The sequence below is a fragment of the Pseudomonas sp. MDV22-iso1 genome, assembly GCF_058145095.1.
Genome location: NZ_JBYVMF010000011.1, coordinates 13524 through 27722 on the forward strand (window position 1 = coordinate 13524; position 14199 = coordinate 27722).

General features: G+C 59.4%; 13 protein-coding genes. 6 read left to right on the forward strand and 7 right to left on the reverse strand.

The genetic code is table 11. The features are described 5' to 3' along the window. Positions 1-19: 19 nt before the first annotated feature. A complete protein-coding gene (locus AC3ZVB_RS14245; RefSeq protein WP_162440616.1) occupies positions 20-259 on the reverse strand; it encodes a hypothetical protein in 240 nt (79 codons plus the stop codon). A 116-nt stretch (positions 260-375) separates the two neighbouring features. Beyond that, positions 376-1722, reverse strand: a complete 1347-nt coding sequence (locus AC3ZVB_RS14250) for a 2-hydroxycarboxylate transporter family protein (RefSeq protein ID WP_490146865.1) — start codon at positions 1720-1722, stop codon at positions 376-378. Between the two features lie 131 nt (positions 1723-1853). Here AC3ZVB_RS14250 and AC3ZVB_RS14255 point away from each other — a divergent pair, with 131 nt between their 5' ends. Beyond that, complete coding sequence (locus tag AC3ZVB_RS14255; RefSeq protein WP_490146866.1) at positions 1854-2771, forward strand: LysR substrate-binding domain-containing protein; 918 nt, start codon at positions 1854-1856, stop codon at positions 2769-2771. Between the two features lie 278 nt (positions 2772-3049). Here the strand turns inward: AC3ZVB_RS14255 and leuD are convergent, their stop codons facing one another. The 4 genes from leuD to AC3ZVB_RS14275 all read right to left on the reverse strand — a co-directional run bounded on the left by leuD (position 3050) and on the right by AC3ZVB_RS14275 (position 7930). Further along, a complete protein-coding gene (gene leuD, locus AC3ZVB_RS14260) occupies positions 3050-3655 on the reverse strand; it encodes a 3-isopropylmalate dehydratase small subunit (protein WP_490146867.1) in 606 nt (201 codons plus the stop codon). Between the two features lie 3 nt (positions 3656-3658). Further along, positions 3659-5080 (reverse strand): 3-isopropylmalate dehydratase large subunit, encoded by a 1422-nt coding sequence (gene leuC, locus AC3ZVB_RS14265; protein WP_490146868.1) that lies wholly within the window; start codon positions 5078-5080, stop codon positions 3659-3661. Positions 5081-5223: 143 nt separating this feature from the next. Continuing rightward, on the reverse strand, positions 5224-5601 hold the full coding sequence (locus AC3ZVB_RS14270; protein WP_490146869.1) for a cupin domain-containing protein: 378 nt from the start codon (positions 5599-5601) through the stop codon (positions 5224-5226). A gap of 292 nt (positions 5602-5893) precedes the next feature. Next, positions 5894-7930, reverse strand: a complete 2037-nt coding sequence (locus tag AC3ZVB_RS14275; protein ID WP_490146870.1) for an oxidoreductase — start codon at positions 7928-7930, stop codon at positions 5894-5896. A gap of 135 nt (positions 7931-8065) precedes the next feature. Between AC3ZVB_RS14275 and AC3ZVB_RS14280 the strand changes: the two genes are divergently transcribed. The 5 genes from AC3ZVB_RS14280 to AC3ZVB_RS14300 all read left to right on the forward strand — a co-directional run bounded on the left by AC3ZVB_RS14280 (position 8066) and on the right by AC3ZVB_RS14300 (position 12703). Further along, entirely contained in the window at positions 8066-8725 is a 660-nt protein-coding gene (locus tag AC3ZVB_RS14280; protein ID WP_162440623.1) for a TetR/AcrR family transcriptional regulator, read from the forward strand. Positions 8726-8740: 15 nt separating this feature from the next. Then, positions 8741-9580, forward strand: coding sequence for a pyrroline-5-carboxylate reductase family protein (locus AC3ZVB_RS14285; protein WP_490146871.1), 840 nt, complete (start codon positions 8741-8743; stop codon positions 9578-9580). A gap of 41 nt (positions 9581-9621) precedes the next feature. Continuing rightward, positions 9622-10623, forward strand: coding sequence for an ABC transporter substrate-binding protein (locus tag AC3ZVB_RS14290; RefSeq protein WP_162440625.1), 1002 nt, complete (start codon positions 9622-9624; stop codon positions 10621-10623). Between the two features lie 141 nt (positions 10624-10764). Further along, positions 10765-11628 carry an ABC transporter permease gene (locus AC3ZVB_RS14295; protein WP_442966307.1) on the forward strand — a complete coding sequence of 288 codons (864 nt, stop codon included), beginning with the start codon at positions 10765-10767 and terminating at the stop codon, positions 11626-11628. Further along, positions 11618-12703, forward strand: coding sequence for a quaternary amine ABC transporter ATP-binding protein (locus AC3ZVB_RS14300; protein ID WP_162440627.1), 1086 nt, complete (start codon positions 11618-11620; stop codon positions 12701-12703). The genes AC3ZVB_RS14295 and AC3ZVB_RS14300 overlap by 11 nt, the downstream gene beginning before the upstream one ends. Here AC3ZVB_RS14300 and AC3ZVB_RS14305 read toward each other — a convergent pair. Further along, positions 12687-14150 (reverse strand): amidase, encoded by a 1464-nt coding sequence (locus AC3ZVB_RS14305; protein ID WP_490146872.1) that lies wholly within the window; start codon positions 14148-14150, stop codon positions 12687-12689. The genes AC3ZVB_RS14300 and AC3ZVB_RS14305 overlap by 17 nt on opposite strands. Between the last annotated feature and the right edge of the window lie 49 nt (positions 14151-14199).

The window sequence follows — 14199 nt, forward strand, 5'->3', positions numbered from 1 at the left end:
TCCCTCGTCGAGTCGGGTATCAGTTGCCATCGGCAACCTTGCGTTCTATCTCGTCCACTTTTCGATTGAGCTCTTCGGCGTCCTGCTCTTTGGTTCGGGTCGAAGATGGCGTGATGGCTTCATCGACGCCTTTGGTATCGCTGTCGGTGTCCTCAAGGTCTCTCTCAACCACGTTCACCGGTTTGCCAGACGTATCCTGTGGCGGAGCGTTCGACGTTGCAGGTGCTTTGCCATCGGTATAACGGTCGTCGTTGTTCATGTCGTTACCTCCAGTTGTCTGTTTATTGGATGCAGTGACAGGGCTGGAGTTCGAGATTTTTTGCCGTAGACCCGTAAGCCCTCAATAACACTCCATGAGGCGTTGCAGCGCAGGCCTCAGGCGAAAATCCCCAGAAGAATGGTCGCCAGAATCACCGTCGAAGCACCGCCAATGCGTGTTGAAATTTGCGCGAACGGCATGAGGGACATGCGGTTGGCCGCCGACAGGATAGCAACGTCCCCGGTCCCGCCGAGTCCGCTGTGGCAGCAGGTCACGATGGCCGATTCGATAGGGTACATCTTCATCAGGTTGCCGATGAAAAAACCCGCAACCGTCATCGACACCACAACCGATACGCACACCAGCACGTAGCCGATCGAGAACACTTTGACGACGCTGTCCAGTGGCACATAGAGCATGCCCAGACCAATCATGACCGGCCAGATGAACGCGGCGGACACCAGTTTGTAAAAGGTATTCGCGCCTTTCTCCAGTTTCTCCGGCAGCACGCGCATGTACTTAAACACGACCGCGGCGAGGATCATCATGACCGGACCCGGGATGCCGACGACTTTCTCAAGCAGGCCGCCGAGCACGAAGAACGCGCAGATGACCAGGACGCCGGCGCCCATGATGCGGAAGTCGACGATCGAGGCTGTTTCTTCCTTGACCTGGAATTTGTCGTTCTCGTCCTTGGCACGAATCAGTGAGCCTTCGCCGTTGAGGTGAGGGCGCTTGAGGGCCAGGCGGGCCAGATAGCCGGAACAGATGATCGCCGCGATGTTGCCGACTACCGCAGCCGGGGCCAATTGCGCGACATAGATATCCGGCGTGCCACCGAGGATCGCCGAGTACGCCAGCGACAGCGGAAGGATCCCTTCACCGATGCCCCCGCCAATGATGGGAACGATGATGAAAAAGAACGTGTGATAGAAGCTGTAGCCGACGAGTTTGCCCACGATAAGGCCGCTGGCAACCGCCGCCAGGGTGCCCACGAGCAACGGGATAAACATCCTCATCATGCCCTGGACCAGGATGAAACGGCTCATCCCCAGAATGCTGCCGACGACCAGGCTGGCAATCACGAAATAGAGGAAGTTCGCTTCCTTCATGAGCATCTTGGTTGCGTCAATCGTGGCGGGTCCGAAGAACCCGTAGAACACCAGCACCGAGGGCAGCATCAGGCACAAGATGGCGCCGCCACCGATTTCCTTGAGAATCGGCAGGCGTGAACCGAGCTGGCCGAAGAACACACCCATTGTCATGATGACCGCGAGTCCGCCGATCATGTTTTTCGGCAAATAACCCAGGTGTGCAGAGAGATAAACGATCGCGGCAATGCCAAGAAAGACCGGGAGGGGGATGACGCCTATTTCGTAGGCGAGCACGCTGCGCAGGCGCTGACGAAACCCGCTATCACGGGTGTCGTCGATTTTCAGGGACGGCTCATAAGACTTGTTCATGTCGCTACTTCCTCATGTTTTTTTTATCGAGGATTGAAGGAACTCACGGTTCACCAGGACACGGCTTACCCTTGTGTTGAACGATGGTATCCTTCGCAAATAATGAGATAAACCGCGGAAGTCTGAAGCGTATGAACACGAATCGTGATCAATTTCCCTTGCCCGAAGACTTGAAGGTGTTCCTCACCGTCATTCGTAAAAACGGCTTTGCCAGTGCCGCCGAGGAGTTGGGCTACTCGCCGGCGTACATCAGTAAACGCATTTCCGTTCTCGAAACGACGCTCTCCACCCGCTTGCTGCACCGAACCACTCGACGCATTGCGCTGACCGACGACGGTGAGCGGGTGCGGGTGTGGGCAGTGAAACTGCTGGGCGACTACGACGATTTTGTCGGTGAAATCTCCGAAGCGCGGCACCAACCCAGCGGCTCGCTACACATCAGCAGCAGCTTCGGGTTTGGACGTAATCACGTCGCACCCGCGATCTGCAAGCTGTCGCAGACCTATCCCAAGCTCGACATTCGCCTGGACGTGTTTGATCGCGTGGTTGATCTCGTCAGCGAAGGGTTCGACCTTGAGATCCGCGTGGGTGACGACCTGCCAGGTCAGCACCTGGGGCGAAAGCTGGTGAGCAACCGGCGGGTACTGTGCGCTACGCCGCAGTACCTGGAACGACGGGGCGTGCCGCAGTCGCTGGACGATTTGAAGGATCACGATTGCCTGGTACTCAAAGAGCGCAACAACGCATTCGGTATCTGGAACCTGACAAAAGACGGGCATGAGGAATCGGTGCGGGTCAGCGGTCCGCTGTCTTCCAACAATGGCGAGATTGTCCTGGAATGGGCACTCAGCGGTGGCGGGGTGCTGTTGCGGTCGATGTGGGACGTCAAGCCGATGCTGGAGCAGGGGCGACTGGTGCAGGTGCTGCATGCATACACCCAGAGCGCCAACGTCTGGGCCGTGTATCCGACCCGGCTGAGCCAATCGGCAAAGTTGCGGGTGTGCGTGGAATTTCTGGAAGAGTACTTTCGCGATCTGTCGGTTGAGTGAATCGCCTTACAGTGAACTGCAGCGGCCACACAATCTGCGTCCGGCCACGCATCCCTGTAGGAGTGAGCCTGCTCGCGATGGCGGCGTGTCAGGCGAAGGTGATGTTGAATGTAGGGGCCTCATCGCGAGCAGGCTCGCTCCTACAGGGAAACTGCAGCGTGCACACAATCTGCGTCCGACCAAAAATCCCCTGTGGGAGCTGGCTTGCCAGCGATGGCGGTGTGTCAGTCGATGATGATGTTGAGTATCGATCGATTGCCACCGCGTTTACAGCTACCTCACAACCAAGGATTTTGAGCCAGGTGCCGGGCTTCGAAGGTTCGAATCTGTTCGGCTCTCTGCAGCGTGGCGCCTATGGCATCCAGACCTAGCAGCAGCGATTGTTTGCGCAGGTGATCGATCTCGAACGGGATGACGGTGCCGTCTGCCAGCTCGATGATTTGGTCGGGCAGGTTGACGCAGATCTTCGCCGTTTGTGCATGGCTGATCACGCCTGCAATCTGCTTCAACTGAGCCTCGCCAATCTGGATCGCGAGCACGCCGTTTCGCTGGCAGTTGTCATAGAAAATGCCGGCAAAGCTGGTGCCGATCAGGGCCCTGATGCCCATTTGCTTCAAGCCCCAGACAGCGTGCTCGCGGCTTGATCCGCAACCAAAGTTGGGGCCTGTCACCAGAAAGGCCGCGTCGCGCCAGGCGGGTTGGTTGAGGATGAAGTCAGGGTTGGGGGCGCCGGACTCAAGGAATCTCAGATCAAAAAACAAACCCCGGTCCAGGCCCTTGCGATCAATGCCTTTGAGAAATTGCTTGGGCATGATGACGTCGGTGTCGATGTTGGATGCCAGGAAAGGTGCAGCGCTGCCGCTGACGGTGTCGAAAGGTTGCATGCTTCAAGCCTCCAGGGCGAAAGAGCGGACGTCAGTCAGGTGCCCGGTGATGGCGGCGGCTGCGACCATCGCCGGGCTCATCAAGTGGGTGCGCGCACCGGCCCCCTGGCGTCCTTCGAAGTTGCGGTTAGTGCTTGAGGCGCAACGGTCGCCGGGGGCGAGGACGTCATCGTTCATGGCCAGGCACATCGAACAGCCCGATTGGCGCCACTCAAAACCCGCGTCCAGAAAAATCTGGGCCAGGCCTTCCTGTTCGGCCTGGTCACGGACCAATGTGGAGCCTGGGACGATCATTGCCCGCACATGCGCCGCCACGCGCTTGCCACGGACAACGCGTGCAACGTCGCGCAGGTCTTCAATGCGGGCATTGGTGCAGGAGCCGATAAAGGCGTGGCTGATGACCACATCACTAAGCGGCATGCCGGGCTCCAGGCCCATGTAGTGCAGCGCCCGCTGCATGCCCTGGCGCAGAATCAGGTCCGGCTGGTCGGCGGGGTCCGGTACATGGCTGCCCACCGGCGCGGCCTGATCCGGGCTGGTGCCCCAGGTCACCATGGGTTCCAGCGCACCGATATCGAGGCTGACTTCGCGATCGAACACCGCACCGTCATCGCTGTGCAGGCCTTGCCATTGAGCGACGGCCAAATCCCACATCTCCCCTTGAGGCGCACGGGGTCTGGTTTTCAGGTAGGCAAAAACCTTGTCGTCCGGTGCCATGAATGCACCCCGAGCGCCTGCTTCCACGGCCATGTTGCAGATGGTCATTCGGGCTTCGACACTGAGGTCATCGATCGCCGCCCCGGCGAATTCGATCGCGTAACCCGTGGCGCCCGACGCGCCGATTTTTTCGATCAGCGCCATGATGATGTCCTTGGACGTGACCCCTGTTCCCAGCAACCCGCTGACCGTGACGCGCAGGGTCTTCAAGCGCTTGTAGACCAGGGTTTGAGTGGCCAGCAAATGCTCGATTTCCGACGTGCCAATGCCGAAGCCAAACGCGCCCAATGCGCCATAGGTCGTGGTGTGACTGTCACCGGCGGCCACTACCATGCCGGGCAGGATAAAACCCTGCTCGGGGGCCACGACATGCTCGATGCCCTGGCGCTTGTCGAGGACGTCGAAGAGTTCGATACCGAAATCCCGGCAGTTTTCTTCGAAGTAAGACACCTGCCGGGCACCGCCCGCATCGGGCATCGCGGCTATGCGCGTGGGTGTCGTCGGGTTCACGTGATCGACCACGGCCAGTGTCGCGGCAGGGCGCCACACAGCGCGGCCGGCTTCACGCATGCCACTGAATGCTTGCGGACTGGTGTATTCGTTGGCGACCTGACGATCGATGTACAACAGCACATGGCCCTGATCGTCGAGGGCGCAGACGGTATGGCTGTCGATATGCTTTTGATAGAGCGTTCTGGGGCTGTTCATGGAGTGGGCTCTTAATGGTCTTATGCGAGATCACGGTGTCGATGTACTGACAGCATATTCATCGCAGATCTTGCATCAAGAGCGGTTAAGTGAAGGCGTTGCGCACGTAATGTGAATAATAGGATGGCAATTTAGGGTGCAGCTCAGCGCCGCGTGTAAACCACCATCAATACTGCGCCGTCGACCGAACCAGCGCTGTGGGCCGCATCGGGGGCACGGCAACAGTAATCGCCGACGTTCAGCGTTCGATTCTGATCGAAGAACGAGCCCTGGAGGACGAACAACTGCTCCAGCTCTCCTTCATGGGTATGGCTGGCGGCATGGGCGCCGGGGTCGACCTTCATCAGCATGGTTTTTTCACCGCGCGAGGCGTCCTCGAACAGCGGTTTGATCCAGAACCCTGGCGTGGTGGTGGGCTGCCAGTCATCGGTGGCGGCGCAGTAGTACTGCGAGCCCGCCACCGGTCCTTGAACGCCGTTTTTGCCGGCGATTTTCCAGGAGGGGGTTTCTTTGTTTGGCATGAGTGTTTACCTCTATGGTCTTCGTAGCTGGCGCAGCCTGAACTCTGAACTCTGAACTCTGAACTCTGAACTCTGAACTCTGAACTCTGAACTCTGAACTCTGAATCCTGAATCCTGAATCCTGAATCCTGAATCCTGCACCCTGTGGCGAGGGGATTTATCCCCGTTGGGTCGCGCAGCGGCCCCAGAATCTTTACGACTGCTGCGCAGCCGAACGGGGCGGTGCGACGTTTCGCTAAATCCCCTCGCCACAGGATGCAGGCTTCACCAGCTGCTGCAGGAATCTCGTCGTTTATAGATCCTTGACCAGCCTCAACGCATCGTAAATCGCTGCGTGGGTATTGCGCGCAGCAACCGCATCACCAATTCGAAATAACTGAAACCGCCCCTCGGGATGCGTCACGACCTGTTGGGGATTCCCGACGATCAAATCGTGATGCTCAACCACGCCACCATTGCTGGAGGCGGGTTTTAATTCGAAATACAGCTCGTCCAGAGGGCGGGTGCCATGGTTGATCACCACCTGATCGACCCGTCGAACCTTGCGCGCACTGCCATAGTCACTGTCGATGGTCGCCAGCAGGTCTGTTCCGTCGCGCTCAACGGAAAGTAGGCGGAAGGTCACGGTGAAGGTCGTGTCCAGCGCTTGCAGCGAGCGCATGTAGGGCACCAGATTCATCGCCATGACTTCCGGGGCGAAGGTTCGGTCCGGCGTCATGATCTCGATCTTTGCGCCGCTCCTGGCGATGAATTCTGCCGCTTGCAGTGCGGCGTGGTCGCCGGCGTCATCGAACAGCAAAACATTGCGCCCAGGCTTCACGTCCCCGGAAATAATGTCCCAGGTCGAGACCACCAGCTCATTGCCGCTCGAGAGAATCTCGGTGTGGGGCAGGCCGCCGGTGGCGATGATGACCACGTCTGGGTTCTCGTCGTGGACAGTGCTGGCCTCGGCCCAGGTGTTGAAGTGGAAGGTGACACCCCGCGCCATGCACTGGGCCATGCGCCATTCGACGATGCTGATCATTTCCCGCCGGCGCTCGGACTGCGCCGTCAGCCGAACCTGTCCGCCCGCCTGGTTGGCGGCTTCGAACACCACCACCTCATGACCACGCTCGGCCGCCACCCGCGCGGCTTCCAGCCCGGCGACACCCGCGCCGACAATGACGATTTTGCGCTTCTTTGCTGCCTTTGGAATGTCGTGGGGCAGGGTGGTTTCCCGGCCCGTGGCTGCGTTGTGGATGCAATAAGCTGCGCCGCCCTGGTAAATCCGGTCGAGGCAATAGTTGGCGCCGACGCAAGGGCGGATATCTTCTTCCCGACCTTCGATGATCTTGCGCACGATATGGGGATCGGTCATGTGCGCGCGGGTCATGCCGACCATGTCGACCTTGCCCAAGGCGATGGCATGGCGGGCGGTGGCCACGTCGGGAATCTTCGCGGCGTGGAAGGTCGGGAAGTCGGTGGCGGCGCGGATTTCTCCGGCGAAATCCAGGTGCGGGGAGTTGCGCATGCCCTGGATTGGGATCAAGTCAGTGAGACCGGCGTCCGTGTCGATGTGCCCCCGGACGACGTTGAGAAAGTCCACCATGCCGCTGTCCTTCAAGCGCCTGGAGATGTCCAGGCCATCGGCGGGTGTCAGTCCGCCGGGCAATTGCTCGTCGCCGGTGTAGCGCACGCCGACGATAAATTCCTGGCCGACGCGCTGGCGAATGGCGCGCAGGATGTCGAAGGTGAAACGCAGACGGTTGTCGATCGACCCCCCGTACGGCGCATCCAGATCATTGGTCAGCGGCGACCAGAATTGATCCATCAAGTGCCCGTAGGCCTGCAGTTCGATGCCATCCAGACCTGCGAGTTTCATCCGCTCCGCGGCGTCGGCGTAGTCCTTGATGATGCGCTCCACGTCCCAGTCTTCCATCTTCTTCGGAAAGGAACGGTGAGACGCCTCGCGCTCGAACGACGGCGACACCACAGGCAGCCAGTCACCTTTGTCCCAACGGGTGCGGCGACCCAGGTGCGTGAGTTGAATCATCACCGCCGCGCCATGTTCGTGGCAGGCGTCGGTCAGGTCCCTCATCCAGCCAACCACCTCATCCTTGTAGGCGAGGATGTTGTTGAACACCGGTGGGCTGTCCCGGGAAACCGCCGCAGAGCCGGCCGTCATGGTCAAAGCCACACCGGCCTTTGCCCGTTCGACGTGGTAGGCGCGATAGAGGTCCTTGGGCATGCCGTCCACGGGATACGCCGGTTCGTGGGCGGTGGTCATGATGCGATTGCGCAGTGTCAGGTGCTTCAACTGATAGGGCTGGAGGAGCGGATCATTCAGCATCGTCAAGACTCTCCGGAAGCGACAGCGGACCAGGTTTGAAATTACGTTAGGGTGAAATGTACACCTGTGTCAACAAGCTGGACACAGGTGTACATTTTACTTGCGTGACGTCGGATCAGCGACTAGGATCGAGCCATGAACGAACAAACCAAAGTGATGGACACAGGCTGGAGAGGGTCGCCGGAAGGGTGGCTCGATGCCGCGTACGAAAGCCTCACCGAGTGCGGTGTGGACACCGTGCGGGTGATGCCGCTGGCGAAAAAACTCGGGCTGTCGAGAACCAGCTTCTACTGGTTTTTCAAGGATCGTGAAGAGCTGCTCAGTGCGTTGATCGAACGTTGGCGGGTGAAGAACACCGGCAATCTGGTGGCCCAGACCGAGTGTTACGCCGAGAGCATTGCCGAAGCGATGCTCAACGTTTTCGATTGCTGGCTTAACCCGGACCTGTTTGATTCACAGTTCGAATTCGCCATGCGCAGTTGGGCCTTGCAGTCCGCTGAAGTGTCCGAGCACATCAGGGTGGCCGACATCGCCAGGCGCGAAGCCTTGATCCGCATGTTCGTGCGCTTCGACTACGACTTCAACGCCGCCGACGTGCGGGCTCGAACGATCTACCTGACACAGATTGGCTACATCAGTACCAATACCCGAGAGGACGTCGGGGAACGTATGCGGCGGATTCCCGAATACGTGAAGATTTTCACCGGCCAGGAACCCCTGGAGCGCGAATTGAAACGCTTCTACGCCCGCCATGGCTACGAGATGGACGAGGTGTCACCGGCGACTTCCGACTGACGAAGGCAGGTTCAAATGTTTGAAGAACCCACGATAGGCATTATCGGTGGATCGGGATGGCTTGGCCGTTCGATTGCCTTGGCGATGCTCGAAAAGTCGTTTATCCGGCCTGAGTCGCTGGTCCTGTCGAACCGCAGCGCCCGCCATCCCTTATCGACGACCCAGTGGCCGCAGGTGACGGTCACGCAGGATAACCAGGCGCTGGTGGATCGCTGTGTGGTGGTGATTGTGTCGGTACGTCCGGAGCAATTTGCCCAAGTACGGATTGCAGCTCAAAACAGTCTGGTGATTTCCCTGATGGCCGGCGTGTCCGTGGACGAGGTGATGCAGCAAACCGGCAGCCGGCAGGTGATTCGTGCCATGGCCAATGCCGCCGCCGAAATCGGCAAATCCTACACGCCGTGGTTTGCCGCGCCGGACGTGAGCGCCGAACAAAAAGCGTTCGCACAGCGGCTGTTCGAAACCTTCGGCAGCGCCGATGAAGTCTTCGAAGAGCACCAGATGAATTACCTGACGGCGTTGGTCGGAACCGGGCCTGCCTACCCCGCGTTGCTGGCGCGCAGCCTGTGTGATGACGCCTTGAGCCGAGGCCTGGCGCCTGATGTTGCCCGCCGTGCCGCACATGCCGTGGTCGTGGAAGCCAGCCAGCTGATCGGCAAGGAACACTCGGTCGACGAACTTCTGGAGATGCTGAGCAGTTACCGCGGCGTCACCGCCGCGGGCCTCGAGGCCATGCTGACAAACGGTTTCGATAAAACAATAAAAGCAGGTCTGGACGCCGCGACACAGGTCGCACGTTCAATGAGTCCTTTTGCCCGTTCTGCTGACAAGAAAGAAGGTCCAATGACGCGGTAGTTGACCCTTCCTTAATTCCGGCCGCAATCGAGGGTGCGTTTATGAATGCAAAGTCTTTCTCGAAGACTGGACTGGCGCTGGCGATGGTCGCCTTCAGTGGCTGGGTAGCAGCGGCTGAGTGCGGGGATGTAACGATTGCCAACATGAACTGGCAATCCGCCGAAGTGATGGCCAACGTCGACAAGCTGATCCTGAATGCCGGCTATGGCTGTAACGCGGACCTGGTGACGGGCGATACGGTGCCCACCATCACCTCCATGGTCGAAAAGGGCCGGCCCGATATTGCGCCCGAGGGCTGGATCGACCTGGTTCCGGAGGTCGCCAAAACGGGCATACAAAGCGGCAACCTGATCCAGGCCGCCAACTCGTTGAGCGACGGTGGATCCCAGGGCTGGTGGATTCCGAAATACATCGCTGACGCTCATCCGGACATCAAGAGTTTCGACGATGTGAAAAAACACCCGGAACTGTTCCCGGCCCCAGACGACAAGAAAAAAGGTGCGATCTACAACGGCCCGCAAGGTTGGGGCGGCACTGTCGTCACCGCACAATTCTACAAAGCCTACGGTTTCGAGAAAGCCGGTTTTGAACTGGTCGACACCGGTTCGGCAGCGGCGCTGGACGGCTCTATCGCCAAAGCCTACGAACGCAAGGCGCCGTGGCTCGGATTCTACTGGGCACCCACGGCACTACTGGGCAAATACCCGATGGTGAAACTGGATAATGGCCATCCCGTGGACGCGGCGGAGTGGAAGCGATGCAACACGGTCGCCGATTGTCCAGACCCCAAACCCAATGGCTGGCCGATCGATCGGGTGTACACCCTGACTACAAAGTCCTTCGCCGCCCGCTCGCCGACCGTCATGGCGTACTTGAACAAGCGCGCCTGGTCCAACGAAACGGTGAACAAACTGATTGCCTGGATGACCGATAACCAAGCGACCGGCGAGGAGGGCGCGAAGTATTTCCTCAAAAATAACGAAGCGCTGTGGAGCCAATGGGTGACCCCTGAAGCGAGCGGCAAGATCAAAGCTGCGCTTTAATCCCATGAGTCGATGCAGCCCGATACGTCGAGCTGCATCGCACAGGGCGCCGATAAAAATAAGAACACCCATGTCTTGAATCGACTGCCAGGTCTTCAACAAAAGGGGAATCTCATGGAATGGCTATCAAGCTTTCCACACATGGAGGACGAACGGCTCCGGGCTTTGAAAAAGGCCATCGACGGAGCCTTTCGAAACTTCACCAGCACCTACGGCGATAGCTTCGAAAGCTTCTTCCAGCCGTTGCAATACTTCCTGAATCAGGCCGAGCGATTCATGACCACCACGCCATGGCCGATCATTATTTTGCTGGTCGCCTTGATTGCCTGGTTTGGCAGTCGCAGCTGGAAAATCGTGCTGGGTTGCGTATTCACGCTGATGGCGATCGGGTACCTGGACATGTGGTCCGACACCATGAAGACGCTGTCGATGATCTTCGTGTGCACGGTGATTTCCATCGTTATCGGTTTACCGATGGGCATTGCCATGGCTCGCTCCAATCGACTGCGCAATCTGGTCAGTCCGATTCTGGACGTGATGCAGACTCTACCGAGTTTTGTCTACCTGATCCCAGTGGTGATGTTGCTGGGCATCGGCAAGGTCGCGGGTCTGATTGCGGTGGTGGTGTACGCCTTGCCGCCGATGATTCGCCTGACCAACCTGGGCATCCGCCACGTCGACGCCGAGATGCTCGAATGCGCCGACGCCTTCGGTTCGTCCAGTTGGCAGAAGCTGAAAAACGTCCAATTGCCGCTGGCGTTGCCCTCGATCATGGCCGGCATCAACCAGACCATCATGATGGCCCTGGCGATGGTGGTGATTGCCTCGATGATCGGCGTTCAAGGGCTGGGGCAACCGGTGCTCAAAGCCATTTCCAACCAGTATTTCACCCTGGGCATGTTCAACGGCCTGGCCATTGTCGGCATCGCAGTGATCTTCGATCGGGTCAGCCAGGCGTATGGCAGACGGCTGCAAAAGCATCTGGAGAAGGTTCATGGCCACTAATCCGAGCAGCGACTTTGGCATCGAAATCCGCCATCTCTACAAGATCTTCGGTTACCAGGCGCAGGCCAGTATCGAGCGGGTCAAACAGGGCATGAGCAAGTCTGAACTGCTGAGCAATCACAGCCATGTGCTGGGTTTGAAGGACATCAACATCAGCATGCCGTCCGGTGGGATCCAGGTGATCATGGGGCTTTCCGGGTCGGGCAAATCGACCTTGATCCGCCATATCAACCGGTTGATCGAACCCACCGCCGGTGAAGTCATCGTGGGGGGCGTTGATGTACTGAAAATGAACCGCAACGACCTTCGCGAATTCCGGCGGCATCATGTGTCGATGGTGTTCCAGAAGTTCGCGTTGCTGCCGAACCGGACGGTGCTCGACAACGCAGTCTACGGGCTGGAAATCCAGGGCTTGCCCCGTGCTAAGCAACAGGAAATTGCCCGGCGCTGGCTGGATCGGGTCGGACTTCAAGGCTACGAGAATCACTACCCCAATCAGCTCTCCGGAGGCATGCAGCAGCGTGTCGGCCTGGCCCGGGCACTGGCCAACGATGCGCCGATCCTGTTGATGGACGAAGCCTTTTCGGCGCTCGATCCGCTGATCCGCATGGACATGCAATCGGTGCTGCTGGACCTGCAAAAAGAGATCCGCAAGACCATCGTGTTCATCACCCATGACCTCGACGAGGCGCTGCGCATCGGTGACCGCATCGCCATCCTGCGCGACGGTGAAGTGGTGCAGCAAGGCACCCGACAGGAGATCGTCATGAGTCCCGCCGACGACTACATTGCCAACTTCGTCAAGGAAGTGAATCGCGGACGGGTGATCAGCGTCGACGCGATCATGCGCCCTTTTGTACGGGTCAAGCCCGGCGCAACGCTGGCCATGCCTGTGGGCACGTCACTCGAATCGGCGGTCAAGCGCCTGGTAGAGGCGGGGCTGGATGAGATGGTGGTCACCAATGAACAGGGCCAGCCCGTGGGGCAACTGGCCCTGAAGTCGATTATCGCGACGATGGTGACGTCGACAATCAGCGAGGAGTCGCGGATGGCCGAGGCTAGCGCGGCGTCGTAGTCAGCAATGGCGACGGGTGCCGAGTGAACCAGCGGCTTGCCGATTCATAAGCATGGGCCAATTGCAGCACGGCAAAATCGGCCTGATGCCGCCCGATGATTTGCACGCCCATCGGCAGCCCGTTGTCATTGAAGCCCACTTGCACGTTGGCCACCGGGCACCCGGACAGCGTGGCCGGGATCACGACTTCCATCCAGCGGTGGTAGGTGTCCATGGCCACGCCTTCAATGGAACTTGGCCATGGGATGGTTTTGTCGAACGGGAAGACCTGGGCGCTCGGCAACAACAGGTAGTCGAAGCGCTCGAACAGCCGCGAGAGCGCACGGTACCAGTCGCTGCGCACAACGGTGGCGGCGTAGACGTCGCTGCCCGACAGTTGCAAACCGTTTTCGATTTCCCAGCAGGCCTCCGGTTTCAGCTGCACGCGTTTGTGCGGGTCGGCATACGCGGCCCCCAGCGAGCCTGCTACTGACCAGTGGCGCAAGGTTCGCCAGCTGCTCCACAGCAGTTGGGGCGCGAACGCCGGCTGCACCGGTTCGATGTGGCAACCCAGGCTTTCGAAGTCGGCAAAGGCCTTCTCGCACAGAGCCACGATGCCTTTTTCCATCGGCAGGTAACCGTTGAAGTCGCCGAGCCAGCCCAAGCGTGTGCCCTTGAAGTCCCGTTCCAGTGGCGCGGCGAAAACACTGCCAGGCTCCGCGATGGACAGTGGTGCACGGGCATCGCCGCCGGCCTGGATGGACAACAGCAAGGCTGCGTCTCGCACGCTTCGCGCCATGGGACCTTCGTAGCCGAGCTGATCGAAAAACAGGTCGGCGCTGTCGTCAAACGGCACGCGTCCCTGCGATGGACGGAAGCCGAAAATGTTGTTGAACGCGGCCGGGTTGCGTAACGAGCCCATCATGTCGCTGCCGTCAGCCACCGGCACCAGGTGCATGGCCAGTGCTGCCGCCGCGCCACCGCTACTGCCGCCGGCCGTTTTGCCCGGATCGAACGCGCAACCGGTGGCACCGAACAGCGGGTTGTAGCTCTGGGAGCCGAGGCCGAACTCCGGGGTATTGGTTTTGCCGATGATGATCGCGCCCGCCGCCTTGATGCGCTCGACCATGATGCCGTCGCGTTCAGGGACAAAATCCTTGTACAGCGGTGAACCCAGGGTGGTGCGGATACCCTGGGTCAAGGACAGGTCTTTGACCGCGTGGGGCAGGCCGTGCATCCAGCCTCTGTATTCGCCCCGCGCCAGTTCGGTGTCGCGCAGGTCGGCCTGGGCCAGTAGATCTTCTGGCGCTTGCAGGCTGATCAGCGCATTGACCCGTGGGTTGAAGCGTTCGATATGGGCAAGATAAGCCTGCATCACTTCTCGACAGGAAACCTGGCGCAGGCGGATGCGTTCGGCGAGTTCATGGGCCTGCAGCAGGACCAGTTCGCTGATGTTATTGGAAGTCATTGCAAGCGGCCTTTCAGACGGCTGGAGAATTGCCCCGTCGCCGTGACGG

Excerpts from the sequence above, each read along its gene's own strand:
- AC3ZVB_RS14305 (WP_490146872.1), bottom strand. The coding sequence starts at position 14,150 with ATGACTTCCAATAACATCAGCGAACTGGTCCTGCTGCAGGCCCATGAA.
- AC3ZVB_RS14275 (WP_490146870.1), bottom strand. The coding sequence starts at position 7,930 with ATGCTGAATGATCCGCTCCTCCAGCCCTATCAGTTGAAGCACCTGACA.
- AC3ZVB_RS14300 (WP_162440627.1), top strand. The coding sequence starts at position 11,618 with ATGGCCACTAATCCGAGCAGCGACTTTGGCATCGAAATCCGCCATCTC.
- AC3ZVB_RS14270 (WP_490146869.1), bottom strand. The coding sequence starts at position 5,601 with ATGCCAAACAAAGAAACCCCCTCCTGGAAAATCGCCGGCAAAAACGGC.
- AC3ZVB_RS14255 (WP_490146866.1), top strand. The coding sequence starts at position 1,854 with ATGAACACGAATCGTGATCAATTTCCCTTGCCCGAAGACTTGAAGGTG.
- AC3ZVB_RS14290 (WP_162440625.1), top strand. The coding sequence starts at position 9,622 with ATGAATGCAAAGTCTTTCTCGAAGACTGGACTGGCGCTGGCGATGGTC.
- AC3ZVB_RS14285 (WP_490146871.1), top strand. The coding sequence starts at position 8,741 with ATGTTTGAAGAACCCACGATAGGCATTATCGGTGGATCGGGATGGCTT.
- leuC (WP_490146868.1), bottom strand. The coding sequence starts at position 5,080 with ATGAACAGCCCCAGAACGCTCTATCAAAAGCATATCGACAGCCATACC.
- AC3ZVB_RS14250 (WP_490146865.1), bottom strand. The coding sequence starts at position 1,722 with ATGAACAAGTCTTATGAGCCGTCCCTGAAAATCGACGACACCCGTGAT.
- leuD (WP_490146867.1), bottom strand. The coding sequence starts at position 3,655 with ATGCAACCTTTCGACACCGTCAGCGGCAGCGCTGCACCTTTCCTGGCA.
- AC3ZVB_RS14280 (WP_162440623.1), top strand. The coding sequence starts at position 8,066 with ATGAACGAACAAACCAAAGTGATGGACACAGGCTGGAGAGGGTCGCCG.
- AC3ZVB_RS14245 (WP_162440616.1), bottom strand. The coding sequence starts at position 259 with ATGAACAACGACGACCGTTATACCGATGGCAAAGCACCTGCAACGTCG.
- AC3ZVB_RS14295 (WP_442966307.1), top strand. The coding sequence starts at position 10,765 with ATGGAGGACGAACGGCTCCGGGCTTTGAAAAAGGCCATCGACGGAGCC.